Origin of the sequence: Croceicoccus sp. Ery15, assembly GCF_020985305.1 — a bacterium.
Lineage (GTDB): Bacteria > Pseudomonadota > Alphaproteobacteria > Sphingomonadales > Sphingomonadaceae > Croceicoccus.
This window is the reverse complement of record NZ_CP087588.1, coordinates 1635220-1657500: the sequence shown is the minus strand read 5'-3', so window position 1 is coordinate 1657500 and position 22281 is coordinate 1635220. Positions and strand designations below refer to the sequence as shown.

Here is a 22281-nt window from a genome sequence, read left to right as displayed (position 1 = left end):
GACCAAGGGTTCCTGCGCAATGCTAATCAGCGCAGGGTGAGCCGGCCCCTAAGACGAGCCCGAAGGGGGTAGTCGATGGGAACCACGTTAATATTCGTGGGCCTGGAGATGTGTGACGGATTGCGGACGTTGTTCTTCCTTATCGGATTGGAAGGGCAGCCAAGTGGTCCCAGGAAATAGCCTCTCCGTATAGACCGTACCCGAAACCGACACAGGTGGTCAGGTAGAGTATACCAAGGCGCTTGAGAGAAGTATCCTGAAGGAACTCGGCAAATTGCCTCCGTACCTTCGGAAGAAGGAGGCCCTCTTTCTGCGCAAGCAGTAGGAGGGGGCACAGGCCAGGGGGTAGCGACTGTTTAGCAAAAACACAGGACTCTGCTAAGTCGGCTTCAAGACGACGTATAGGGTCTGACGCCTGCCCGGTGCTCGAAGGTTAAGAGGAGGAGTGCAAGCTCCGAATTGAAGCCCGAGTAAACGGCGGCCGTAACTATAACGGTCCTAAGGTAGCGAAATTCCTTGTCGGGTAAGTTCCGACCTGCACGAATGGCGTAACGACTTCCCCACTGTCTCCAGGATATGCTCAGCGAAATTGAATTCTCCGTGAAGATGCGGAGTACCCGCGGTTAGACGGAAAGACCCCGTGCACCTTTACTGCAGCTTCAGAGTGGCATTAGGAAAGAGTTGTGTAGCATAGGTGGGAGGCTTTGAAACGTTGGCGCCAGCTGACGTGGAGCCATAGGTGAAATACCACCCTGCTGTTTTCTGATGTCTAACCTCGCGCCGTTAGCCGGCGTAGGGACCCTCTGTGGCGGGTAGTTTGACTGGGGCGGTCGCCTCCTAAAGAGTAACGGAGGCGCGCGATGGTAGGCTCAGGCCGGTTGGAAACCGGCTGCAAGAGTGCAATGGCATAAGCCTGCCTGACTGCGAGACTGACGAGTCGAGCAGAGACGAAAGTCGGTCATAGTGATCCGGTGGTCCCTCGTGGAAGGGCCATCGCTCAACGGATAAAAGGTACGCCGGGGATAACAGGCTGATGATTCCCAAGAGCTCATATCGACGGAATCGTTTGGCACCTCGATGTCGGCTCATCACATCCTGGGGCTGGAGCAGGTCCCAAGGGTTTGGCTGTTCGCCAATTAAAGTGGTACGTGAGCTGGGTTCAGAACGTCGCGAGACAGTTTGGTCCCTATCTGCCGTGGGCGTCGATACTTGAAAGGAGTTGCCCCTAGTACGAGAGGACCGGGGTGAACATACCTCTGGTGTACCTGTCATCCTGCCAAGGGTGCCGCAGGGTAGCTATGTATGGACGGGATAACCGCTGAAAGCATCTAAGCGGGAAGCCTCCCTTAAGATTAGGTATCTTCGAACCGTCGTAGACCACGACGTTGATAGGCCGGGTGTGGAAGTGCGGTAACGCATGGAGCTAACCGGTCCTAATAGTTCTGTTCGCGCTTGAGAATTCCACATCATCAATGACAGTCCTGCCAGATCCTGGCATGTCCTTGATGAGGACGATCCTCATCCAGATATATCTTCACCCACCAGGGTGCGCATCGATTTAAAACCGCTGATACGCCGGCTTCATTGCTTGGTGACCATGGCGTCTGTGACCCACCCGATCCCATCTCGAACTCGGCCGTGAAACCAGACTGCGCCGATGGTACTAATGCCTAAGCATTGGAAGAGTAGGTCGTCGCCAGGCATTGCAGCCGACGTCATCAGCTAAAACCCATTCACAAACACCAAAAAGCCGCTGCCTGTACAACCGAGCGGCGGCTTTTTAGTCTCTACGCTGCAACCAGCAGCAATGGTGACGCGGGGTGGAGCAGTCCGGTAGCTCGTCAGGCTCATAACCTGAAGGTCGTTGGTTCAAATCCAACTCCCGCAACCAAATAAATCAAGGGGTTAGCTGATTAGCTAGCCCCTTGTTTTTTGCATTTGGCACAATTTTGGCACAGTAAGAGAAAAATTGGCACAGTTGCCGACAGCAAATCTCAACACGCAGCGGACGAGCTGAGACGGTTGAAAATTTTGCAAAACCATCCCATATTTTTGTTGATGACGCGGGGTGGAGCAGTCCGGTAGCTCGACAGGCTCATAACCTGTAGGTCGCAGGTTCAAATCCTGCCCCCGCAACCATTTTCAAGGGCTTGGCCTCGCGGCCAGGCCCTTTCTGCGTATGAGGCAACGTGACCGATGGAGCGGTCATATCTACCCGATTTGCTTCATCCATCGGTCATTCGAGGCGATCCTACGGATTGTACCGAGGGGCATTCGCGCAGAAACTACTTGCAGCCGCACAGCACCAAAAACTTGCAGACGCGCAGATTGCTTATCTTCAGACTCGCTGACATCGAACAACGCAGTGCTCACGGGATTGCACAGGCATTCGCAGCAATCGACAGATGCCGCCATCCACAGCGAGCTCGTCCGTTCCACTGTAAGAACTTACAGGGTCAGGCCAAACTTTGGCGGATTTCTGCCGACCTCCATAAGATTAAGACCATTATGTCAAATGAAAGGGTCTGCTCATGGATGGAGAGAACATCCTGACAATTGACCAGCTGGTATCGGCCTTTCCAGCCTTTGGCGAAAAGACTGTCCGCTGGTGGATTTACAACGGCAAGAGCAATGGTTTCGAGGCCTGTCTCATTCGTATCGGGTCCCGTATCTACATCGATCGGAACCGGTTCATCGAATGGATCAAGAGCCACCGTCCTGTTCGAGATGTCCCAGATGACTTCTCGAAGTCGGAGGAAGAGCTCGAAGCCATTGAATAGGCCTTCACACACAATGATTGGAACTTGGCCTGCATCGGTGGATGTACCACCGATGCGGGATTCCACGCTCATCGATGGTAAGGGTTGGGATTATAGTGTGGCTGCCCGTTCTCGTCCTTGAACAAATCGTCGGTCAGATAATTGATCTTAGCCGCGCTCACCACCTGTTGCCCCTGATAGAATAGCAACTGCGTATCCGCAGGCAGGCTCATGACCTCATTCGGCGTTACCAGTGGACGCTCGCCCGTGCCCGTCGCCAAGCTGGCTGGCTTGAAGACGACACCGCTCTCGCTGGAATAGCTGATATGCGGGATCGTCGTTGACCCGCACATATGGCTCACCAGCTGTGCTGTCTCGAAGTCCGATACGCCGAAGAACTGCTTGACCGTGCAATTCGCAATGATCGATTCCGCCTTGTCGCCATAGGTGGCGACCAGCTGCTTCAAATCCTGAGCGAACAGCCAGAAATTGATGCCAAACCCAGCCATGTAGGTGATGCCGTCTTCGACAACTTTCATGCGCCCGAGGGCAGGGAACTCATCCAACATAAATTGGACCGGATAATCGCATTTCCCACTGTAGCCCGAGAAGTGCTTGATCAGCGTTCCCATGAACAACCGAATGACGGGTGCGTAGCTATCGAGCTTCCCAGGCGGGATTGAGAAATAGACGGTCATCGGCTCAAACAGCATCCTTGGGAGCCGATAGCTGTTTTTCGACATCATGTGCTTCAGGCGCGGGCTGTCCCAGATCCCCATATGGGAATTGAGCGTACTCATGATGCCATCGCGCACCTTCACATCGGCGCGAAGAAACGTCGAAGCCGCGCGCTGAACCATCGCCTGATTGCTGGCGGCCATCTCCGCTAGCAGCAGGTCGAATTCTTCCTGTTCCTGGGTCAGCAAATGACGCAACTGCCACATGGTCCGCTCTTCTTCGGGCAGCGTGTTCACCATGTGGAGGATCACCCCACTCAGAAGATTCTTCGCCTCGCTATTCCAGAATTCCTCATTCTGCGTCCGCTCAGGCAAAAGCAGCTCAGCAAAGGTTCTGGCTTCCTCCCAAGCGTCTTCATCGTCTTCTTCGATGAAATCGAAGGGGTTCCAGAAATCCGTATCATTCTCAAAAGGCGCGAACCTGAGCACACGGTGTCCTAGTCGCCGACGCCAATCTGACGTGACAGCGTAGAGCTCCCCCTTCACGTCATTCACGACCATCGACCCTGTGTAGGTCATGAGGTTCGGTATGACGGCCGACACACCCTTGCCGGATCGCGTCGGCGCAATCGTCAAAATATGGCCATCCCTCTCAAGTACATTGACCGCGAACTTCCCGTTGAAGCCCGACAAGCCCAGCAGCCGGAATGTCCTTTGTTCATCGGCGGCGACCCGTTGCTGGAACGTTTCCCCCGACATGCCGATACCCGCAGCAATCATCTGCTCGGGGATCATGAAATATGCCGAGCCGTAGGTTTGCTCCCACGGAGCGCCGAAGGGCTTCTGTCCTTCAGCGGCCTTCCGAGCGAGACCTTGCCGTCTCGCTTGATTGTAGCTGTCTTTATACACAGCGCCAAGGCTTCGAAAGTATGCGGGAGCGAGGAACACCAATGCGACAATCGCTGCGATGACGATCAGAACAATGAGCCCGTCCATCGTTCAACACGCCCGCGCCATTGAATAGTCTTCGCGGTGCAGTTTGCATTGGCACATTCACATTCTCCTTTAGCTTAAGCCTATGGCCTCTCTTTCTTGAAACAATTTCTCAGCTGAGCATCCGGGATAATCGTAAGCATTCCGTTGCGGTTGGCAAATCTTCGCCCACCCTTTGCCTGATGCCGTGCTTGGCGGCCTTTCCCTTGTGATGGCTGTCTAGCGTCCGGTTGGCTTCCGGCGCGCAAAGGCGCGGCGGCAGTTTCTTCCCCGCCGTTCGAGAACGGCTCCTCGCGCCGCTTCGCTTCAAGAAACAGCCTTCTTGCCCTCGTTCGCTTCGCTGCCGCCCTTCGGGTGCGCGCAGCCAGCCCGTCCGCTTGGTCGAGCCTCACGAAAGGCCGCGATCAAGCGCGGCCTCCAACAGCAAAGGAGGCAAGACCAATGACAACCAAAACGAAATCACGTCGCTCACGACGCACCAACGTGGAACGCCGCGACGTTCATCAGCAGGTGACAGATAACATCATCGCCGCGATCGAAGCTGGCGCAGGCGAATGGCAGATGCCCTGGCACCGCTCAGGGAAGGGGCTCAATCGCCCGGTCAATATCGACACGCGCGCGCACTATCGCGGCGTCAACATCCTCAATCTCTGGGTCGCAGGCGAAGCGCGAGGCTATACCGAAGGCGTCTGGGGCACCTATCGCCAGTGGCAGAACCGTGGTTGCCAAGTCCGCAAAGGCGAGAAGGGCTCGCTTGTGGTCTTTTACAAGGAACTGGAGTTCGAGGATCAGGATGCTGACACCGGCATGACCTCGACTGAAACCCGTCTGATGGCGCGCGCGTCTACCGTCTTCAACGCGGAACAGGTCGATGGCTATGAGCGTGAACCGCTGCCTACGCCGGAAAATCCCGCAACGCCTATCGAGCAGGCTGAAGCCTTTGTCGCCGCCAGCACGGCTATTGTGCGTCACGGCGGCGGGCGTGCCTACTACAATCCCAATCAGGATTTCATCCAGATGCCCGAGCGTGACCGCTTTCTTGGCACTGATACCAGCACGCCTACCGAAGCCTACTACGGCACGCTCCTGCATGAGCTGACCCACTGGACGGGGCACAAGACCCGCTGCGAACGGGAGTTCGGCAAACGCTTCGGTGACGAGGCCTACGCCATGGAAGAGCTGGTCGCTGAGCTGGGGGCGGCGTTCCTGTGCGCTGATATCGGGATTTCACCGCATCCGCGGCCCGATCATGCGGCCTATGTGGATCACTGGCTGAAGGTGCTGAAGGCCGACAAGAAGGCCATTTTCACCGCCGCATCACAGGCCTCGAAAGCCGCTGACTTTCTGGCTGGGCTTCGGGATAAGGCTGCTGCAGCTGATCAGCTCGAGGCCGCCGCTTAGGCGGCCTCTTTATTTCTCTTGAAAATTAAATGACATGTCGTCGATGTTGGAGAGCACGTAGTCTTTCAAACCAATTGCAGTTTTCAATCCTTTTAAAGGATTCTTCCGGTCTCGATGGTGGTCGTAAGGCCATTTTACACTCCGAGTTGTGACGGAAGAGGCTTGTGTTAGTTTATTTTCGAATTTGCCGCTTATGCAGCCATCAGTGTCGGTGCTTATCGGCTCTTCGTTATCGATCCTTATTGCGCCCAACCGATTAGGAAAATCATGATCGATGATACAAATCTGTTTGGCGACTCCTGCTGGACCATACATAATCTGTATGTTGTTTTTACTAGAAGTGACGGTGCAATTCCGTTGGTCTGACATTTTGTCCTTACTGCAATCTATGCTCCACTCTGCTACTGCATTTTGGCCTAGTCTGAGTCCTGCACTGCCATCAGGGTATATTGTATATGTAAAACCATTTTCGGTAACCCCTGTCCGGTGCGCTGGGAGGTTCATGGCTGCCAAGGGCGAGTCATGCTCAGCCTCAAAGAGAACCTCATCGACTCGCCATCCGTCTTGGACCACAATGCTTCTGGGCTGTGGGGGTTGGTGTGTGCAGCCTAAAACGACAAAAGCTAAAAACAAAGAACAATGGAATCTCGATAACTTCATGGCAAAATATTTTATTTTATTTTTCAAATACGGAAGAATATTATATTGGATGTCGAGAAGTGGCAATCTTTTTAAGTTGTAATTTGCCTTAATTGAGGGGTATCAATTTATACGCTACAGCGCATAAAATCAATTTATACGCTACAACGCATATTGACGTCATATACGCTATGACGTATAATTCTCAAAACAAGTGGGAATTATGCCATGGCGGAACTCGTCAGATCACCAAAGCAGTTAGGCGTCGCATTGCGGCGTTTTCGGCGCACGCACAACCTTACCCAGGCCGAACTGGCCAAGCGGGCAGGGGTGCGGCAGGGCACCATCTCTCAGGTGGAAACTGGGCTCGAAACGGTCAAGCTGACCACAGTCATGGACATGCTGCGCGCGCTCGACCTTGAGGTCGTCATTCAGCCGCGCACCAAAGGCTCGCACAGCGACATTGAGGATATGTTCTAATGGCGCGCGCGCGCAAAAGTGCTCGCCTTTCGGTCGCTCTCAACGGGCGGCCTGTCGGCGTGCTCGACCGCGCAGCGAATGGCGCCATCTCGTTTGTCTATGACAAGGAGTGGCTTGCGGACGAACGCCGCGCCATTCCTGTCTCGCTTTCCCTCCCACTACGGGAAGAACGCTATTCAGGGGCGGAGGTCTCGGCCTTTTTCGACAATCTCCTTCCTGACAACGACCAGATCCGACGCAAGGTCGCCGAGAAGGTCGGGGCGGAAGGGACTGACGCCTTCAGTCTGCTCAACAAAATCGGCCGGGATTGTGTGGGCGCTTTGCAGTTTGTCCCCGAAGGGGGCGAGATTACCCCACCGGGGCCACCGGAGTGTGCGCCTCTCAGCGATGCCGACGTAGCCGACATCATTCGCAACCTTGCCACGTCGCCGCTGGGCATTCGTCCCGATGGCGAGCGCGAGCTGCGTATCTCTATCGCCGGCGCTCAGGAGAAGACCGCGCTGCTCTGGGACAATGGCTGGTGTTTACCCAAGGGGACGACACCCACCACGCATATCCTGAAGCCCGAGCTGGGCAAGCTGCCCAACGGTCTGGATATGACCCTTAGCGTTGAGAACGAGCACTTTTGCCTGACGCTCTGTCGGGAGCTTGGGCTCGATGTGGCGCAAAGCCAGATCGTCACTTTCGACGATGTGCGCGTGCTTGCCGTCGAGCGCTTCGATCGCTTGAAGGCCAGCGATGGCCGCTTGCTGCGCGTGCCGCAGGAAGACTTCTGTCAGGCGCTCTCCGTGCCGCCCACCATCAAGTACAATAGCGATGGCGGTCCTGGCATTCGGGAATGCCTCAACCTGCTCAACGGAAGTGACTATGCTGAAGAAGATCGCCTTGCTTTCCTCAAGGCGCAGGTCGCCTTCTGGTTGATTGGTGCACCCGACGGCCACGCGAAGAACTTCAGCCTCTTCCTCACACCCGGTGGGCGATACCGCATGACGCCGCTCTACGACATTATGTCCACGCAGCCGAACTACGCCGCAAAGCAACTTCAGCGGAAGGAGTTTCGTCTCGCCATGGCCGTCGGCGACAAGCGCCATTATCATATCGACGAAATCATGCCGCGCCACTTCCTGCAAAACGCGAGGGCCGAAGGTGTGGCGGAGGAGAAAGTCGAGGCGCTCTTCTCAGAGATGGCCAAGGAAACCGGCAACGCGATTGATCGCGCCATCTCACAAATGCCGAAGGGCTTTGCGCCCGCCATTGTCGAACCCATCGCTGAGGGGGCTCACTCGCGGGTCAGTCGCATCGAGCAGCACCTAGAGCTCGCGAAAGGAGCGACCTCCTGACGTGGATATCGAAACTGTAAGAGCACGCGCCCTTAAGGCGATATCTCCGCTGAAAGCGGCGGATGCCAACACGCGCGCACCGAAGGGATTTCTCTTCAACGCCAAGCGCACTGACGCCGGACGCTCGCTGCCACCATACTATCTGGTCTATTTTCTTCTCGTCGATTTGCTGGGCTTCAAGAATCTCGGCCAATTCGAAAAGGTGGCCTGGTCCGTCCCTGTGGAATACGACGAACGGCCCTTCCTCGTGGAACACCGCAAATTTGGGCTGGGCGTGTTTGCAGCCAATGTGCCCGAGGACGAAGCGGCTGCGACCGAAATTGTCCGATTGATCCATAAGGCCACCAAAGCGGCCCAACCGTATTTTGATTGGAGGGCCGAACAGGCCGCAAAGGCCTCCAAACTCAATGTCGTCAACCGCTCGCCAGAGCTGTTTGAGCGGCTGAATTTCTACCTCGATCTTTATGATGATCGGCAACGGGAAGCGGACGCACGGAAGGCCGAGAAGGTCGTCACTGATCTCAGCAAAATGAGCTACACGATCGCTTTTCCATCTGCCGAACTTTACCGCGAAGCCAAATGGCTTGGACTCTCTGCCATCGAGTGCTTCTTCAGTTGGACTGAGCACGTCTTCATCCACATCGCTATTCTTCGCGGTAGCTGCGCGACAGGGGAGGATGTCGCCAAGCTCGCAAAGGCGGAATGGGCCGAGAAATTCAAGGCAGCGCTGGATATTGCAGACCCGACCACGAAGCGATTTTACGATCAGCTCGCCATCGTACGGCGTCAGCTTCGCAACTTCGTTGCCCATGGGGCATTCGGGAAAGACGGCGAGGCGTTTCATTTCCATTCCACCGCCGGGGCTGTGCCAATGCTGTTGCCCCATCGGCGTGATCGCGCCGCTTTGAAGTTTGGGCAGGGCGTTGATTTCGTGGCCGCCGAGGCCATCGCGCTCATCCGTGATTTCATTGACCATCTTTGGTCCGGCCCGCGTGAGCCTGCGAAAATCCACATTCAGGACTATGGACTGCCGCTCAACCTTACCAAGGTGGTCAATGGCGATTATGCGCGTGCTATGGCTTCAGTCGAGGCCATGGAGAGTTATGCGGACTACCAAGCGCACCTGAACGATCGCTACGCCAACATGGATTTTTGAGCGGGGACTAAAGCGGCGGCTGTCGCAATGCCTCCGTTCCGTGCAGGGCGTTCAGCTTTTGTCTGTTTGAGACCAGCGCCGCCACATCTCCCTGCGCACTTTGAACCCTGGCAGGCTCGTGCAGCATAACGCCCGTTCGACACCGATGAGTCTCACGACGGCATCGCAGCGGGCTTCATCAATTCTCATTCGGCCTTCGCTCAACGCTCGATAGACCGCTTCGACGTATCCGCCGTTGGGCAATTCCGCCTGCACTTGGGGATGCAGCAGAAGGTCAAGTGACCATGCAGCCGTGCTTTCGCGGACCAAGGTCGCAGCGCTTTTTCGGCCTTTGCCATCGTCGATGACGGGGCGGAATCCACTCGTGGCTGCTAGCGCAATCGTAGCCGCCTCACCGTCACCCAAAGACGGCGAGGCAGTCGTCAGCTTTCCGAAAACCTCCCATCCGGCGTCGTCGAGAGACACAGCTCGCGCAACATTCTGCGCGAGGATGTCTTGGATGAACTGATGCTCGCCATTGGTACGGCTCGTCTCGTGGCTTAACTCCCGCACCACAACGTCAGGGATGGCAATTTCGTTCGGAATGGCAGTGAGAATCCGCACGCCCTGGGAGCAGGCATGCAGGTTTATCAGTACGCTCGTATCAAGAACCAGCGGCGTTAAATCATCAGCGAGGGAGCTTGAACAGGTCATCCGTTTCGCTCTCCTCCAGTTCGAATTGATCGAGCAGGGCGCGCAAATCCAGACGCCGAATGTTCAACAGCTCCGCTAATTGCCCCTCCGACATAAGTTCGCGCTTCCAAGCAGCATATGCCATCAAGCCCATCCGATGCGACACCGGTTGGTCTGCGTCGTCCTTTATCGGGTCAGCTTTCGTGCATACATCGCCCAGCACATCCCGCGCCTGTGCATTAGTTATCCCGCCGTTGGCTTCAAACCACGCCCAAATGCCTTTTTTGACCAGCCCCAGTTCTTCCAGCCGGCGCACGCAGGCTTCGCGCGAAATGTTGTGCTGATGGGCCAGCAAAATCACATGCCTTCGAGTGAGGGAGTCCGAACCAGCAATAAGCTGGCGAAACGCCTGCTCGAAACTCTTGCGGGGGGTGAGGAATGCTCGCCCAAATGCGTTCGCATACCGCTCTTCCCGCGACAGGAATTGCTCGTTCTCTTCGAGAACTTCGGGGGCCTGCCGCGTGCCAATGAAATGTCCTAGCTCGTGTGCTGCTGACTGGACACGACGCTCCCACGGATGATTGGCATTCAAGAGAATGCACGCGCCCAAATTCTGGTCAAAAGTGAACAGCCCTGCGACTTTGGATTTAGATGACAACCGTCGCTGGTACAGCCGGATGCCGAGATCCAGCTCCATCAGCGTGAAGATGTCCGCAATCGGACCTGAGCCCAAGCCGAGCCAGTCGCGCAGTCCTTGCGCATGGCTCTCGGCAAGCTCAATCACATCGCCGTCATTGATACCTCGTTCCGGCGGGTAATTTTTCGGACGCTCTATACCGAGTATGTTCTCGAGCTCGACTTCCGCTTTCACCAGGTCGTTCAGAAGCTTCACGGCTTCGCCCGTATGGTCTTCCTCGGTTTCGCGGAGGCGACGGAAGCGTGGCACGAGATCGGTGTGCACCGCTTCTCGTCTGAGCAAGGCATTGACCGAAACGCCGTAGTGGTTGGCTAAAGCCTGAAGTTCTTGAATGCGAACCCGCCGGTCGCCCTTCTCGATGGAAACGAGAGTCGGGCGAGACATGCCAATCACCTTAGCCGCCTCGTCCTGACGTATTTTCACGTTTTCACGGGCAAGGCGAAGGCGACGACCGATTTCTTGTGCGGTCAGATCATTGAGATCAGCCATGACGGCCTCCCTTCGTCCATAGTGTTAGAAAACTTTCATGCCCCTGGGCTGCGACGAATGCCGCCCATTCCTCTGAATGTTGGTTCAGCATGTCTCGGAGATTCGATTGAACGTCGGCCATCGATGTTCCGAGAGCTTCCGCCAGCTCACACACGTAGGGCTTGTGCTTCGCGTCCGGCTCTGCCGCGAAATCCGTAAGTTGTTGCAGATGCCGCGTACCCATAAACCCGTATTCGTACAGGGTCGAAGTCGGCTGGAAGCTGTTCTGCTTCGGTAGGGCAGTCTCGTATCGGGCGGCCCGAAGGTCCGAGACAGTGTACGCCTCAGGTGGCTCATCGACGCCAGCGGCGTGCAAGCTCATGCGCCGAAGCTGGCAAGCGGCACATATACCACACTGGCGCGGCTTACCGCCACCGACACGGACATTGTGTCGTTGCTGCCAGCATGAACGGGTATTGATGACCTGTTCAGCGCTCACGCCCGGTTTTGCCAGAAATGCCGCTATCGTCTGACCTTTGGTATGCCACAGCCGAGGCTGCTCATAAGTTAGGTCAACACCCAGCAAGGCTTTGATGAACTTCTCCATGCGACGAAAGAAGGTGGGGTAATTGCGATAGTCGGGGTAGATATTCCGCAGGGGCAACAGCACGGGACCAAGCGCCCCTTGGCCACTTTCTGGCACGATGATACGGCTGACCTTGGACAGATGGGCCGCGATCGCGGTGATCGCTGCGAATTTGAAGCCGCGAGAACGGGCGCTGTCTTCCTGACTGGGCTTCACAGTCACGTTGAACGGCAACCGGTCAAAAGGCTGCTCGTCTCTGCGCCGTCGCGCCCGGTATTTCGAGACATGAACCCGCACCGCCACATCGTTTTCGTTGTACAGTCCAGATACGCACCATGAGTCCAAGCCCTCGCTATAAGCGATGGCGAACTCTTTCCTCTGGTTCGGGAAGAGGGGCGGTTGACGGTCTTTGTCACTCGCGGGCGCTTCGTTTTGCACGAAGGTAAATCGCCAATCATCGCCGGTCAGATGCCGCAGGGTATCGCGGAGATGTTGCTGCACATTAGCATCAAGCCAGGTCGCAAGCTCTAACACCGGGATCGTTGCGTGTATTGGCCGCGACCACTGACGAGCGCTCCGCGCCCAGCGGCGGTCAGCATACTCGACTGCCGCGCAAACAATCAGCAAGTCGTGATGAATGTCTTTCCAGCCCTCATATGAGTAGCTGTCAAAGATGTCCTTATCGCACTTTATCTCCGATCCTATGGTGGCGAAGACGCACTCTTTACGCCCGCGACGCGGCGCTTGCTTGCCAGTCTCAAGAATATGGAGATGGCGCTCCGAAACTTTCTGAAAATCACTTATCACATTCACAACTTGGGCCCTTCATCTAGACCTTCTTTTTTCTTAACGTCCTCTTTGAACGCGCCTCTGTTGCCCTCCTTGAGAGCCTCCAAAATTCGATTTCGGTCGATGCCTTGCAGAGCCTGATTGCTCCCCTCAACAAACCTATCGAACTGATCTTTTCGCATTTCGCCGCTTTGGTGAGCTTCTAGACAAGCCTCATGAGTACGGGTGCGAAGCTCCCCGATACCGCTTTCGAGCGCCGCTCCGAGGCCGTTATCTATTGCCGCCTGCGATACCTCTCCCTCGTGAAGTCGAAGTCCGATTTCACGTTGTAGGTGATCGCCAAACTCTGACTTCGGGCAGGCGTCGAATATTGCTTTGATCGACGCCTTTGGATCGAGGTCAAGCTGGCCATCTTGGCCGTATGCTCGGAGGGCCCGAATGAGCGCTTGGGTTTCGCGCAGAATACCACGCAGGATTGCGTCGTTCGCAAGAGCACAACGGGTTTCGTGATCGACGGCGTCAGTCTGAACGGCTTCAGCAAACCGCTTAGAGCGGCTGTCGAGCTTTAGATTCTTGAATGGGCCGTCAGTCATTTGCACCCTCCTATGTTTACAATATGGGGGTATAAGCTGACAAAGTCAAGCTATATGATAAAAAAGCTGACATTATGCTTTTGCCGATGCCTTTTGGGGGTGGGGAACGCCTTCCCCTGCCTGCAACCGCCGCAAGCAGATTCTTGCGCCGTTTTCCGTCACCCCTTCGAGCGGGGAGACCCCGCAACGCCCCCGGTTTGTTACAGTGCCAATGGATTTCGACATCAAAACCGAAAATCGGTACAGCACTAAAGCCGAAAAATTATACAGGACGGGATGGTCGCAGCGCGAGCGCTGCGGCGTTCTTTGCTTGACCCTCACCTTCGAGCTTATGCCAGCCACGACCGCTTGCAAGGTCGCCGTCCGCCGCTGCCCGCGACTGTGATCGACTGGGTGGCTTAGGCCACCATTCGGGTGGCGGCGGATTTCACCCCTTCGAGCCAGCTTATGGCTGCCCCGTGCGGGGCGGTTTTCTTGCCGCTTATCGTTGGGCTGGCGCTCGCATCACCTTGGATACTGCTGTCACCGATTGTGACGCTCGCCGCTGGGCAGAGGGTCAGGCGCGATCGGCTTTGCCGATTGGGCGGGTCGGCATGGAGCCGACCTGTCTTTCGCCTTGAACCATCAAGGAGGACTGCCCCCATGAAATTGCTGACAGACTTGCAGCGAAAGCACCTGAAAATAAACGGTCGGATGAATGCCGAGCAGATGAAAGAGAACGGTGAAACCCTCAATTTCAGCCCCGTGGTCAAGCTCTTTGCCCCATGGGGTGCAGCCACTTGGCTGCTGACTGAGCTTGACCCTGAAGACGAAGACATCGCCTTCGGTCTGTGTGACCTCGGCATGGGCTGCCCCGAGCTTGGCTCGGTGCGCCTAAGTGAGCTGGAAAGCGTGCGCGGCCCTGCTGGGCTGCGCATCGAGCGCGACCGCCACTTCAAAGGCGAGGATTGCCTCTGGGTTTATGCGCGCGCGGCAACCGTCGCAGGGCGCATCACCGAGGACACGCGCGCGCTCAATGCCGCCCGCGACCAAGTCATGAACGACCTCAGAAAGGAGGCGCGGGCATGAGTAAGACCATGAGCACGACTAATCGAAGGGCGGTCGAAATCCATCAGATAGACTGGCAGGGGTATCGCATCGAGGTGCGCTACTGCCCCAGCTGGTCGCCATCCTACGAGGAAATCTACGGGGAGTGCATGGCGCATCTGGAGCTGATGTCGCTGGAGGAGCCCCGCCGAGCGTTGCCCGTCACCGAGACGGGCTATCGCTCACACTTCATCCCCGCCAAGTTCATCGACGACCAAGGCGGCGCTGTCGCATTTGCGCGCGCTTGGTTGGATGAAGAAGCGCGGTCGCCGAAATGGAAAGAGCTCGAAGCCGCCTCTCGGCAAATGTCGCTGCTCTAGCGAATGGCAGCCATTTGAATCGCCCGTCTCAGCTTCTCGCTGAGGCGGGTTTTTCATGTCGCAAATCGAGGGGTAGGGAGGGCGCGGCAAAGAGGTCGCATTATGGCCACCGTGTTATCCCTACCGCTTTTCACGTCGGTTTCGCGGGAAACTTGGTCTCTCGCAAATCCTTTCGCGGCTCTTCTCGCTCTGCCGGTGCCGTCCTGGCCTTTACTCACTGGCACCCTTGCGGGGGCGGCGTCCGATGCAACGGTGCGCTGGTCGGTTTCTTCCCCTGGCCTTCGGCCATTCCTCGCGCAGCAAGAAACAGCCAGCTTCCCGTCCTCCACTTCGTTTCGTCCCTGCGGGTGCATTCGTCCCCCTGAAGCCCCCGCCTTTTGGTTGCCAGAAAGGCCGAACGACCCCGGCCTCAACCGAAAAGACGAAAGGACGAGACCAATGACTTACACCCGCGAAACCACCCTCGACATGAGCTGGGACGAATACACCTACGAAGTGGACATGATGCTGATCGCCGAGTTCGGCGAGCCCGCCACCCACGAGCAGCTTTGCGACATTACCACCGCCTACAATCGCGGCGTCGCGCCCGACGAGGTCTTCTCGGTCATGGCCGAAACCCTCTACGGCATCGAATATGATGACGACATCGGCGGCGATTACCGCTTCACCCCTGCGGTGGGTGCGGCCGCCTGATCGGCGGCCCGTCCACCACCACGACCAAGAAGGCGCTCCACTGGAGCGCTCTTCTTTTGTCGTGATGATGATCGTCATCACCATCATAAGTGCTGCCGACGATGATGATGATCACCGTCAGCATAGTCGCCACCACGATGACGACACAGGCAGCGGTCTGTTGTTCTTTGAGGCCGCTGCATGAGCAGCTTCAACTCAATCTGGTGAGGGCGGTAGGTTGGAGGCGTTACCGGCCCTCATAGGTAAATTGGTGGAGAATACGCGGGCACGTTTGGGGTCGCGCCGTGGCTCGGGACGTATTCTCCATAACAGAGATCAATCTGGTGAAGAGCGCAGGGACGCTCATAACCTCCACGCTCTTCGTAATTTTGGTGGAGAATGCGCACAGGTACCCGACAGTGAGCAGTCAAACGCATTCTCCATAACTCTTCTCAGTGGCCTACTCCTTAATCGCATATCTCGAAGGAATGACATGGCCCGGGTTCTTCGGATTGGCATTCGCCGTGAGGCCCTGGCACACATATTGGCGGACATATCGTGATGGTTCTACACGGCGGACCAGTGTCTTCGACAGCCCCCGCACAGCTCCCATTGCATTGGACCGTGCCGTTCGAGCTGCATGCGTCATAGGGACAACATGAACCGCCCGTGCTTGCCGCGCACGCGGGTTGCTCGACTGCTCCCGAACAGCTCCCGTTGCACTGAACCGTGCCGTTGGAGCTGCAAGAGGTGTAAGGGCAACAAGACCTTCCTTCATCTGATGAGCACGCTGGCGGCTTTGTCGACGGCGGAGTTATCGGCGGCGGTGCCGCACTGACCGGAGGTGCCGCCACGGGTGAAACAGCTACCGGTTGTTCAACACATGTCACGCTGCCGCCGACATTCCCTCCGAGGGTTACTTCCTCCCCCCATGTACCATCTGGGTTCTGGAGAACCAAAGTGTCCCCATAGGGACGGGAAGTGAAGCGGTGATTTGGCGAGAAATCAGGCATAATGCAGACGTCTTGCTGCGGGTCGTACAGCTGGCCTTGGTTGTGGCAGTTGAGAATGATCTGAATGCGCCGCTCAATTAGGAGCGCTCGCTGTTTCACGCTGGGCGCTCTCTGTGCGCAGCGATCAAAGGTCGCTTCAGTGCTACTGCTGCCAATGCCCCGTGCGCTCATGCTCTGAGCTTGAGCCATTTGTGAGCATGTCGAGAGTATGAAAGCTGCCATAAAGATCGTGCGAAGTTTCAAAGCATATGATTTCCTATTTCGGTTCAATTTGGTGGAAGGCGACGGGTTGGAGGTTCCGTCGCCATTCCTTAACTTGTTGGAGGCTGTGCGCAGCCCTATCCCCTAGGGCTTCACAACGCCGATAATGTCATTCCGGTGGATGAGGCCCAGGCGAGTGCTGTCAAGCGCACCAGCCGGGTTCGTGCCCAGCAACAAGAATGTGTTTTCGGGGATGATGCCGTTGTAGTCCCGCACATACATGTGCAGCACGGCTTGACGCTCCTCAGATAGCGAGAAGGGCTTGCCGGTCGCGGTGCTTAGCTTTTTTTCATTAACTAGAACGTTGCCATCTTTGAGTTCAAGGGTATCACCACCCAAACCGCGCACTTGTTTGATGATAGGCTTCGACATTGCGCCTGAGCGAAAAAGCACTAGAGAATTTCGCTCGATCTCAATGGAGCATTCGCCCTTAGCAACCCTCAGCACGGATCCGCGTTCTACAATAGGCTCTAGTGATGAGCCAAAAATTCTGGCGTCAGAGATTATACAAGAGGCCGAGACCTCATCTGCCCAGAGAGAGGGCGGGGCTGAGACTAACAAAGCCACAAAAAATGATATAATTAATGCGTCGTATTTCATTATTCTCCTCAATCAACTTGTTTTATGCAAAGGGCGCAGGGGATCGCTGTATTTCCGCTTGATGCCGATGGGCGATCTGCCATACCGTCCAGCCATCTCAAATCGTTCTGAGTGCTATAGTTTGAGCGGTAGTCAAATTCGTTAAACGCTCCGAGACCAGCGGCGCATACTGTGTTGGTCAAACCGTAAAGCATCGATATCCCTGAGCCCGATTCAGCAACTCCAGATGCGACAATCGCTTTTCCGACATAGACTGCGGACCAGTCCTCTGGACAGTTTGTAGTCCCCCAAATGGTAATGCCCGCTCCACCATTGGTGCCCGCCGCGACGGCATGAATCGTCGGCTTGCTTTCATCTGGAGCTGGGATAGATGTGGCGAAGGCTGCGTATGAATTCGGACGTTCGTTCCCGCGTTCATTAAAATGAAACGATACGAATAAAAGCGCGAAAGCAAGAAACGAAAAGACATTTAAAAATAACGACATTTCTTCACCTCACCATTATTGCACGCAAAGCGCGCAGCCTAGCAATAGTGATTTCTTAACTCGTCCGGAGCCGTCGTTCCAAACTAGCGATGGGCCATAACCAGTCCCGAAAGCAAAGGTGTTCGCGACGCAAATTAGGCTACTCAGATCGGTTTGCCACGCATTGGGGTCCAAGTCGGACTTCGCGATATGGGCAGCAACTGCTCTTCCGCTATAGGCTTGAGTCCAGTCGGTCGGGCAGCCCGCAGAGCCCCATATAACGAGTCCGCGACCTCCACCTCCGCCCGCAGCGGCGATGGTCGTGTCCACGTACTCTTTGTTAGCTATATCGGTGTTCTCGATCGGGGCTTCCACGCTGGCAGCGAGCGTCCCGTCAATCTTCACGTTGCCGGTGACGTGAAGCTTTTCTTCGGGGGCAGGCGTGCCAACGCCAATGTTACCCTCGGCTGTGATGCGAAGGTCATTCAAGCAGTCTTGCGCATCCTTGTCTCCTGCGAAAGCGGGACCATAAAATTGGCCCAGGCTGCCACAGCTCTCGGCGGCGTAGAGGCGGTTCATCTGGTGTGCTTGGATCGCACTGAGGCGCGCCGTGCTTGATGCCCCACCGCCCATTCCGCTGGTGATGAGGGCACTGCTCTGTGCGTGAGTGGCGTGGCTAAAGCTTGTCGAACCTAATAAACATAAAGAAAGTAAAAGGCCATTTTCTTGTAAAGATTTAAAATTCATCATTTCATGTGTTTGCTCCTATTATTTGCAACAAAATCACCAATAATGTGATTATACTAATAATAATATACACATAACTTTATGAAGCGGGCCACAAAAAATTGCTGAAAAATCTCTATGCATTAGTTAAGTATATGAAAAATAAGCGTCTTGTTGGATTGCAACATTATTGGTGATTTTGTTGCGGGCGCTGAAAGGCGTGCAAGGCGCAATAGACTCTCACCTAAATCCTTCATAGACTGATAGAGAAAGTGGTTTTTGCTTGTTCATAACAACAGGAGAAAAACCATGTCGTGGCAATTGTATGCAGGTGACGGACAACGCAAATATCTTAACCAGCAGGAGCGCGAGGCATTTCTCGCCGCAGCGGCCCGCTATAGCAATCCACGCATTCGGACGTTGTGCGCAGTTTTGGCAATGACTGGGTGCCGCATATCAGAAGCGCTAGCCCTTACAGGGGACAGGGTCGATGCGACTGACAATATGCTCATCTTCGAAAGTCTAAAGAAGCGGCGGCGGGGGCATTTTCGCGCTGTTCCTGTGCCTACTGACCTTATGAACGAGCTTATCTGGGTTCATGGGTTGACGACCATCTGGAAACAGGAAGGTGGCGGCCGCTCAAGGCGGTTGTGGCCAATGGATCGCACCGTCGCTTGGCGGCATATCAAAGCGGTTATGGCTGATGCAGGCATTGTGGCGGGTGCTCGCGCAACGCCACGAGGCCTTCGGCACGGCTTTGGCGTTGCCGCAGTCTCCACCGGCGTTCCGCTCAACCTGGTCCAACGTTGGCTAGGCCATGCGCAGATCAGCACCACCGCCATTTACGCCGATGTTATGGGACCGGAAGAAAGGACACTGGCTGCTCGTATGTGGCAATAGCATCATCTTGCACTAACGCAGGGCTGCTGGCGTTTGTGCTCAAGCGACAAGCGGCAAATGTCGCCGCCTCTCCTTGAAAGTCGCAGTCCCTCACCATGAACGCCCTTGTGGCAGGCGACGCCTTGCTGTCCATGAGCTGCCCGCGCCAGCCATGACAAGCAGAGCTTGCCCATGGCCCGTGTTGCTCAGGACAGCCGCGGCTTCAGCCGCCTGCCTTTTGGTTGGCATCCTTCGGGACAGCAACAATCAATCAAAAGGAGAGACGACAATGGGCCTCGATATGTATGCCTTGACCACCAACCAGAAACCAAAACCGCCCGTGGATTTCAGCGAGCCGGATGATGCCAGCCAGCTCCATTACTGGCGCAAACATCCCAACCTGCACGGTTGGATGGAGCGCCTGTACCGCGAAAAAGGCGGTCAGGAAGAAACCTTCAACTGCGTTTCGGTCGCGCTCAGCGCTGATGACATCCATCAGCTTGAGATCGACATTGAAGCAGGCAACCTGCCGCCGACCAGTGGCTTCTTTTTCGGCGCCAGTGACGGCAGCGAGTCTGACGACGACCTGGCCTTCGTCGCCAAGGCTCGTGCTGCGATCGAGGAAGGCAAGACCGTGTTTTACTCGTCTTGGTGGTAGCGCTCTGCCGCATGAAAGCCCTCCCGTGTTCGGGAGGGCTTTTCTTTTGCAACGGTGGCTAGCGGCATGTGGTCAGGACAAAGACACAGGCTTTGGCGACCAGTGCAGCGAATGGTGCTTCGGGCAGAACCTCTGGTCGGAGGTAAACCACGAAGCAGGTTATGCCGTCGCCGCTCGGGCGAGGCTCGGCATGGCCGACCGGCTGGCCGTCGATGCTGGCGATCAAGATGCCATCGCTGTCAGGTGTAAAGGTCAAGCGGGCCTGAGTGGTTGAGGTGCGGATGACGCCAGTCAGGCAGTCACCGTCTTTGAGGAAGGTGCCGAGGATTGGCATGAGCTTACCCCTTCGTTCGTTACTGCAACCTCCGTCATGGCGGTCGCTCGCAAGGAAACAGGGGATGGTCGTCCAGCCCCGACACCGATGATGCAGTCAGCGGGGAACCCCTCCGCCGCCCGAATGGGCCTGCGGAACGGGGTTGGCGGGTCTGGGAGGCTATCGCATATCTGCGACATGCGAACCGCCATATGTGCGAGGTTGGAAACGAACAGAGGCAAAGCTCTTGTCACGCGGCGCTTTCCGATAAGGCGGGCGCTGCTTATCTGCTCCAGCGCCGACCTCTCAGCCGTCCCGAATTGCGTGAACGCGGCGACTGACTGCCCTTTGCGGTCTTGGGGTGCCTCATAGCTGAATCGAGGCCAGCGCAGTTCAGTCACTTGGCATTCAGGACGACGGGCGGTGCTGGTGTGACTCCTTGAGGCGTTTTGTCCTGACCGCATCCCATCGCGGCCTTTCCTCTCATGGCCAGTCATTGATCCCGTCGCCAGTCGCCGCAACGGCGCGCTTGCCAGTTTCTTCCCCTGACCTTCGGTCATTCCTCGCGGAACAAGAAACAGGCCGCTTGCCGTCCTCCACTGCGTTTCGGCCCCCTTGATGCTCGTGGGGGTGCAGCGCCCGGCTGAGACGGTCTCTCATTTTGGCCATGGAAAGGCCCGCGACGGTCGCGGGCTTCCGAACCAAAACAGGAGACACATACCATGACCACCATCGCAACCTTCACGAAAACCGAGACCGGCTACATCGGCGAAATCCACACGCTGGCTCTGAAATCGAGGCTGACGCTAAGCCCCGCAGACAATACCAAGGGCAAAGCTCCCGACTTCCGCGTAATCGCTGAAGACGGCATCGAGATCGGCGGCGCTTGGAAGCGCAAGAGCAAGAGCGGCAACGCCTACCTCTCAGTCCGCCTCGACGACCCGAGCTTCACCGCGCCGGTTTACGCCAACCTCGTCGAGCGTGACGGCCAGCACCTGCTGATCTGGAACCGCTAATGACCCGCCGCCGGCCCGTCGCTCGACCTTGATCGGAGCGGCGGGCGACGTGGCCAATAAACATAATCGGGAGGAACCGAACCATGACCAAAAACCAGAAACCTGAAATTTTTGAAATCACCGTCGAGCAGCTCACGGTCTATCGCTACCACGTCGAAATGACGGATGATGTAAGCGACCCCGAAGCCATCGCGTTAGAGCGTTTCCGTGCAGGCGAGCTGCCAGATGCTGGACCCGCCGAGGGCGAGCAGCACGAGCTCACAACCTACTTTGTTGGGCCTGTCGAGCCAGAAGCCGAACCTTCATTGACCTACGATCGGTGGCGCGAAAAGTATCGACCCATCGCCAATGACCTTTGCCAGGGCGCGCCCTACGACGGGCTCATGTTCGAGACCTACGGCGCTGAGCGGGAGTATGTCCTCCGTCATAACAGTGAGTGCATTTGGACGCTGGTTCAGGCTGAAGACGAGCTCGTCATATTGAGCGGTTGGCATTTCGTGAACCGCCTCGGCTACTTCATCACCGAGCGTCCTTGGGACGGGCTTGAAACGGCTGAAATTGCGCTGGGCTGAAAAAGCGAAAAGGCCGCCCCATGGGGCGGCCTTTCGCGAGGGATCAGAATTTGAACACCACATAATATGCGGCGTTGGCCTTCCTGTTATCAGATGCTTCCAGCTCAAACTGATAACTGAAAATACCAAACTCAGTTTCCAGCCGCTGCAAGAATTCCAGCTGTATGACGTTCTTCGCGGCATCCGCCGCCAGTTCAAACCACAATGGTCGGCTGATACAAATCCGGACATTATGAAATCCCTTCCCAGCCTGTTGGAGTATCTCAGCCTCTAAGCCCTTGAAGAAAAATTCCATCTCGGTCCTTAGGGTTGATAATACCGCTTCTCGGTTCGTCTGTTGAGCTTGCTGTGAAAGATTGCGTGCCTTTTCGAGTAAGTTCGACATATCGAAATCCACACCATTGCTGGCGGGGCTCCACGACGTAGATGTTACGCCTCCGTGCCTTTGAAT

Annotated in this window: 24 protein-coding genes, 2 tRNA genes and 2 rRNA genes (1 of these 28 only partly in view); 16 read left to right on the top strand and 12 right to left on the bottom strand. The window is 56.1% G+C overall.

The features are described from left to right. The 5 genes from LOZ77_RS08130 to LOZ77_RS08110 all read left to right on the top strand — a co-directional run. Window positions 1-1457 (top strand): 23S ribosomal RNA (locus tag LOZ77_RS08130); it begins 1334 nt to the left of the window's first position. Window positions 1458-1587: 130 nt separating this feature from the next. Then, window positions 1588-1702 (top strand): 5S ribosomal RNA (rrf, locus tag LOZ77_RS08125). 112 nt (window positions 1703-1814) lie between these two features. Continuing rightward, window positions 1815-1891, top strand: a tRNA-Met gene (locus tag LOZ77_RS08120). Window positions 1892-2062: 171 nt separating this feature from the next. Then, a tRNA-Met gene (locus LOZ77_RS08115) sits at window positions 2063-2139 on the top strand. A gap of 392 nt (window positions 2140-2531) precedes the next feature. Continuing rightward, the gene (locus tag LOZ77_RS08110; RefSeq protein WP_129542786.1) at window positions 2532-2780 is read left to right on the top strand and encodes a hypothetical protein; all 249 of its coding nucleotides are present in this window, start codon (window positions 2532-2534) and stop codon (window positions 2778-2780) included. Between the two features lie 68 nt (window positions 2781-2848). On the opposite strand, the gene LOZ77_RS08105 is transcribed toward LOZ77_RS08110, so the two are convergent. Then, window positions 2849-4432 carry a type IV secretory system conjugative DNA transfer family protein gene (locus LOZ77_RS08105; protein WP_230281629.1) on the bottom strand — a complete coding sequence of 528 codons (1584 nt, stop codon included), beginning with the start codon at window positions 4430-4432 and terminating at the stop codon, window positions 2849-2851. 438 nt (window positions 4433-4870) lie between these two features. Here LOZ77_RS08105 and LOZ77_RS08100 point away from each other — a divergent pair, with 438 nt between their 5' ends. Beyond that, the gene (locus LOZ77_RS08100; protein ID WP_230281628.1) at window positions 4871-5830 is read left to right on the top strand and encodes an ArdC family protein; all 960 of its coding nucleotides are present in this window, start codon (window positions 4871-4873) and stop codon (window positions 5828-5830) included. A 9-nt stretch (window positions 5831-5839) separates the two neighbouring features. Here the strand turns inward: LOZ77_RS08100 and LOZ77_RS08095 are convergent, their stop codons facing one another. Further along, window positions 5840-6517, bottom strand: coding sequence for a hypothetical protein (locus LOZ77_RS08095; protein WP_230281627.1), 678 nt, complete (start codon window positions 6515-6517; stop codon window positions 5840-5842). A 180-nt stretch (window positions 6518-6697) separates the two neighbouring features. Here LOZ77_RS08095 and LOZ77_RS08090 point away from each other — a divergent pair, with 180 nt between their 5' ends. Genes LOZ77_RS08090 through LOZ77_RS08080 form a run of 3 tightly spaced genes read left to right on the top strand, consistent with a single transcriptional unit; the run spans window position 6698 to window position 9445 of the window. Continuing rightward, window positions 6698-6949: a helix-turn-helix domain-containing protein gene (locus tag LOZ77_RS08090; RefSeq protein WP_230281626.1), complete on the top strand. Its 252-nt coding sequence runs from the start codon at window positions 6698-6700 to the stop codon at window positions 6947-6949. After that, window positions 6949-8289 carry a type II toxin-antitoxin system HipA family toxin gene (locus LOZ77_RS08085; RefSeq protein WP_230281625.1) on the top strand — a complete coding sequence of 447 codons (1341 nt, stop codon included), beginning with the start codon at window positions 6949-6951 and terminating at the stop codon, window positions 8287-8289. The genes LOZ77_RS08090 and LOZ77_RS08085 overlap by 1 nt, the downstream gene beginning before the upstream one ends. Window position 8290: 1 nt before the next feature. Continuing rightward, a complete protein-coding gene (locus tag LOZ77_RS08080; protein WP_230281624.1) occupies window positions 8291-9445 on the top strand; it encodes a hypothetical protein in 1155 nt (384 codons plus the stop codon). Window positions 9446-9496: 51 nt separating this feature from the next. Here the strand turns inward: LOZ77_RS08080 and LOZ77_RS08075 are convergent, their stop codons facing one another. The 4 genes from LOZ77_RS08075 to LOZ77_RS08060 are packed head-to-tail and all read right to left on the bottom strand — an operon-like array spanning window position 9497 to window position 13250. Continuing rightward, window positions 9497-10138 (bottom strand): hypothetical protein, encoded by a 642-nt coding sequence (locus LOZ77_RS08075; RefSeq protein ID WP_230281623.1) that lies wholly within the window; start codon window positions 10136-10138, stop codon window positions 9497-9499. Further along, on the bottom strand, window positions 10113-11303 hold the full coding sequence (locus LOZ77_RS08070) for an ImmA/IrrE family metallo-endopeptidase (RefSeq protein ID WP_230281622.1): 1191 nt from the start codon (window positions 11301-11303) through the stop codon (window positions 10113-10115). The genes LOZ77_RS08075 and LOZ77_RS08070 overlap by 26 nt, the downstream gene beginning before the upstream one ends. After that, window positions 11296-12681, bottom strand: a complete 1386-nt coding sequence (locus tag LOZ77_RS08065; protein ID WP_230281621.1) for a 7-cyano-7-deazaguanine synthase — start codon at window positions 12679-12681, stop codon at window positions 11296-11298. Before LOZ77_RS08065 ends, LOZ77_RS08070 begins: the two co-directional genes overlap by 8 nt. Further along, window positions 12678-13250, bottom strand: a complete 573-nt coding sequence (locus tag LOZ77_RS08060; protein ID WP_230281620.1) for a hypothetical protein — start codon at window positions 13248-13250, stop codon at window positions 12678-12680. Before LOZ77_RS08060 ends, LOZ77_RS08065 begins: the two co-directional genes overlap by 4 nt. 642 nt (window positions 13251-13892) lie before the next feature. On the opposite strand from LOZ77_RS08060, the gene LOZ77_RS08055 reads away from it, so the two are divergent. The 3 genes from LOZ77_RS08055 to LOZ77_RS08045 all read left to right on the top strand — a co-directional run bounded on the left by LOZ77_RS08055 (window position 13893) and on the right by LOZ77_RS08045 (window position 15349). After that, window positions 13893-14318 carry a DUF2958 domain-containing protein gene (locus tag LOZ77_RS08055; RefSeq protein ID WP_230281619.1) on the top strand — a complete coding sequence of 142 codons (426 nt, stop codon included), beginning with the start codon at window positions 13893-13895 and terminating at the stop codon, window positions 14316-14318. Beyond that, window positions 14315-14656, top strand: a complete 342-nt coding sequence (locus tag LOZ77_RS08050; RefSeq protein WP_230281618.1) for a hypothetical protein — start codon at window positions 14315-14317, stop codon at window positions 14654-14656. The genes LOZ77_RS08055 and LOZ77_RS08050 overlap by 4 nt, the downstream gene beginning before the upstream one ends. 438 nt (window positions 14657-15094) lie before the next feature. Then, on the top strand, window positions 15095-15349 hold the full coding sequence (locus LOZ77_RS08045; protein WP_230281617.1) for a hypothetical protein: 255 nt from the start codon (window positions 15095-15097) through the stop codon (window positions 15347-15349). On the opposite strand, the gene LOZ77_RS08040 is transcribed toward LOZ77_RS08045, so the two are convergent. The 4 genes from LOZ77_RS08040 to LOZ77_RS08025 form a co-directional block, all read right to left on the bottom strand. Next, window positions 15321-15473 carry a hypothetical protein gene (locus LOZ77_RS08040; protein ID WP_230281616.1) on the bottom strand — a complete coding sequence of 51 codons (153 nt, stop codon included), beginning with the start codon at window positions 15471-15473 and terminating at the stop codon, window positions 15321-15323. The two genes, LOZ77_RS08045 and LOZ77_RS08040, sit on opposite strands and share 29 nt — an antisense overlap. Before the next feature lie 1213 nt (window positions 15474-16686). Next, a complete protein-coding gene (gene lepB, locus LOZ77_RS08035) occupies window positions 16687-17202 on the bottom strand; it encodes a signal peptidase I (protein WP_230281615.1) in 516 nt (171 codons plus the stop codon). Window positions 17203-17210: 8 nt separating this feature from the next. After that, a complete protein-coding gene (locus LOZ77_RS08030) occupies window positions 17211-17687 on the bottom strand; it encodes a hypothetical protein (protein ID WP_230281614.1) in 477 nt (158 codons plus the stop codon). Between the two features lie 15 nt (window positions 17688-17702). Further along, window positions 17703-18416 carry a hypothetical protein gene (locus LOZ77_RS08025; RefSeq protein WP_230281613.1) on the bottom strand — a complete coding sequence of 238 codons (714 nt, stop codon included), beginning with the start codon at window positions 18414-18416 and terminating at the stop codon, window positions 17703-17705. Between the two features lie 285 nt (window positions 18417-18701). Between LOZ77_RS08025 and LOZ77_RS08020 the strand changes: the two genes are divergently transcribed. Further along, complete coding sequence (locus LOZ77_RS08020) at window positions 18702-19292, top strand: site-specific integrase (RefSeq protein WP_230281612.1); 591 nt, start codon at window positions 18702-18704, stop codon at window positions 19290-19292. A gap of 268 nt (window positions 19293-19560) precedes the next feature. Beyond that, window positions 19561-19929: a hypothetical protein gene (locus LOZ77_RS08015; protein WP_230281611.1), complete on the top strand. Its 369-nt coding sequence runs from the start codon at window positions 19561-19563 to the stop codon at window positions 19927-19929. A gap of 58 nt (window positions 19930-19987) precedes the next feature. Here LOZ77_RS08015 and LOZ77_RS08010 read toward each other — a convergent pair whose 3' ends face one another. After that, on the bottom strand, window positions 19988-20263 hold the full coding sequence (locus LOZ77_RS08010; RefSeq protein ID WP_230281610.1) for a hypothetical protein: 276 nt from the start codon (window positions 20261-20263) through the stop codon (window positions 19988-19990). 701 nt (window positions 20264-20964) lie between these two features. On the opposite strand from LOZ77_RS08010, the gene LOZ77_RS08005 reads away from it, so the two are divergent. Next, window positions 20965-21258 (top strand): DUF736 domain-containing protein, encoded by a 294-nt coding sequence (locus LOZ77_RS08005; protein ID WP_230281609.1) that lies wholly within the window; start codon window positions 20965-20967, stop codon window positions 21256-21258. Window positions 21259-21341: 83 nt separating this feature from the next. Beyond that, entirely contained in the window at window positions 21342-21830 is a 489-nt protein-coding gene (locus tag LOZ77_RS08000; RefSeq protein WP_230281608.1) for a hypothetical protein, read from the top strand. 43 nt (window positions 21831-21873) lie between these two features. On the opposite strand, the gene LOZ77_RS07995 is transcribed toward LOZ77_RS08000, so the two are convergent. Beyond that, window positions 21874-22215 (bottom strand): hypothetical protein, encoded by a 342-nt coding sequence (locus LOZ77_RS07995; RefSeq protein WP_230281607.1) that lies wholly within the window; start codon window positions 22213-22215, stop codon window positions 21874-21876. Between the last annotated feature and the right edge of the window lie 66 nt (window positions 22216-22281).

Coding starts and splice junctions, on each gene's coding strand:
- LOZ77_RS08075 (WP_230281623.1), bottom strand. CDS start 10,138: ATGACCTGTTCAAGCTCCCTCGCTGATGATTTAACGCCGCTGGTTCTT.
- LOZ77_RS08030 (WP_230281614.1), bottom strand. CDS start 17,687: ATGTCGTTATTTTTAAATGTCTTTTCGTTTCTTGCTTTCGCGCTTTTA.
- LOZ77_RS08085 (WP_230281625.1), top strand. CDS start 6,949: ATGGCGCGCGCGCGCAAAAGTGCTCGCCTTTCGGTCGCTCTCAACGGG.
- LOZ77_RS08105 (WP_230281629.1), bottom strand. CDS start 4,432: ATGGACGGGCTCATTGTTCTGATCGTCATCGCAGCGATTGTCGCATTG.
- LOZ77_RS08010 (WP_230281610.1), bottom strand. CDS start 20,263: ATGCCAATCCTCGGCACCTTCCTCAAAGACGGTGACTGCCTGACTGGC.
- LOZ77_RS07995 (WP_230281607.1), bottom strand. CDS start 22,215: ATGTCGAACTTACTCGAAAAGGCACGCAATCTTTCACAGCAAGCTCAA.
- LOZ77_RS08045 (WP_230281617.1), top strand. CDS start 15,095: ATGACTTACACCCGCGAAACCACCCTCGACATGAGCTGGGACGAATAC.
- LOZ77_RS08055 (WP_230281619.1), top strand. CDS start 13,893: ATGAAATTGCTGACAGACTTGCAGCGAAAGCACCTGAAAATAAACGGT.
- LOZ77_RS08100 (WP_230281628.1), top strand. CDS start 4,871: ATGACAACCAAAACGAAATCACGTCGCTCACGACGCACCAACGTGGAA.
- LOZ77_RS08020 (WP_230281612.1), top strand. CDS start 18,702: ATGTCGTGGCAATTGTATGCAGGTGACGGACAACGCAAATATCTTAAC.
- LOZ77_RS08050 (WP_230281618.1), top strand. CDS start 14,315: ATGAGTAAGACCATGAGCACGACTAATCGAAGGGCGGTCGAAATCCAT.
- LOZ77_RS08005 (WP_230281609.1), top strand. CDS start 20,965: ATGACCACCATCGCAACCTTCACGAAAACCGAGACCGGCTACATCGGC.
- LOZ77_RS08025 (WP_230281613.1), bottom strand. CDS start 18,416: ATGATGAATTTTAAATCTTTACAAGAAAATGGCCTTTTACTTTCTTTA.
- LOZ77_RS08000 (WP_230281608.1), top strand. CDS start 21,342: ATGACCAAAAACCAGAAACCTGAAATTTTTGAAATCACCGTCGAGCAG.
- LOZ77_RS08110 (WP_129542786.1), top strand. CDS start 2,532: ATGGATGGAGAGAACATCCTGACAATTGACCAGCTGGTATCGGCCTTT.
- LOZ77_RS08040 (WP_230281616.1), bottom strand. CDS start 15,473: ATGCTGACGGTGATCATCATCATCGTCGGCAGCACTTATGATGGTGAT.
- LOZ77_RS08015 (WP_230281611.1), top strand. CDS start 19,561: ATGGGCCTCGATATGTATGCCTTGACCACCAACCAGAAACCAAAACCG.
- LOZ77_RS08070 (WP_230281622.1), bottom strand. CDS start 11,303: ATGGCTGATCTCAATGATCTGACCGCACAAGAAATCGGTCGTCGCCTT.
- LOZ77_RS08090 (WP_230281626.1), top strand. CDS start 6,698: ATGGCGGAACTCGTCAGATCACCAAAGCAGTTAGGCGTCGCATTGCGG.
- lepB (WP_230281615.1), bottom strand. CDS start 17,202: ATGAAATACGACGCATTAATTATATCATTTTTTGTGGCTTTGTTAGTC.
- LOZ77_RS08060 (WP_230281620.1), bottom strand. CDS start 13,250: ATGACTGACGGCCCATTCAAGAATCTAAAGCTCGACAGCCGCTCTAAG.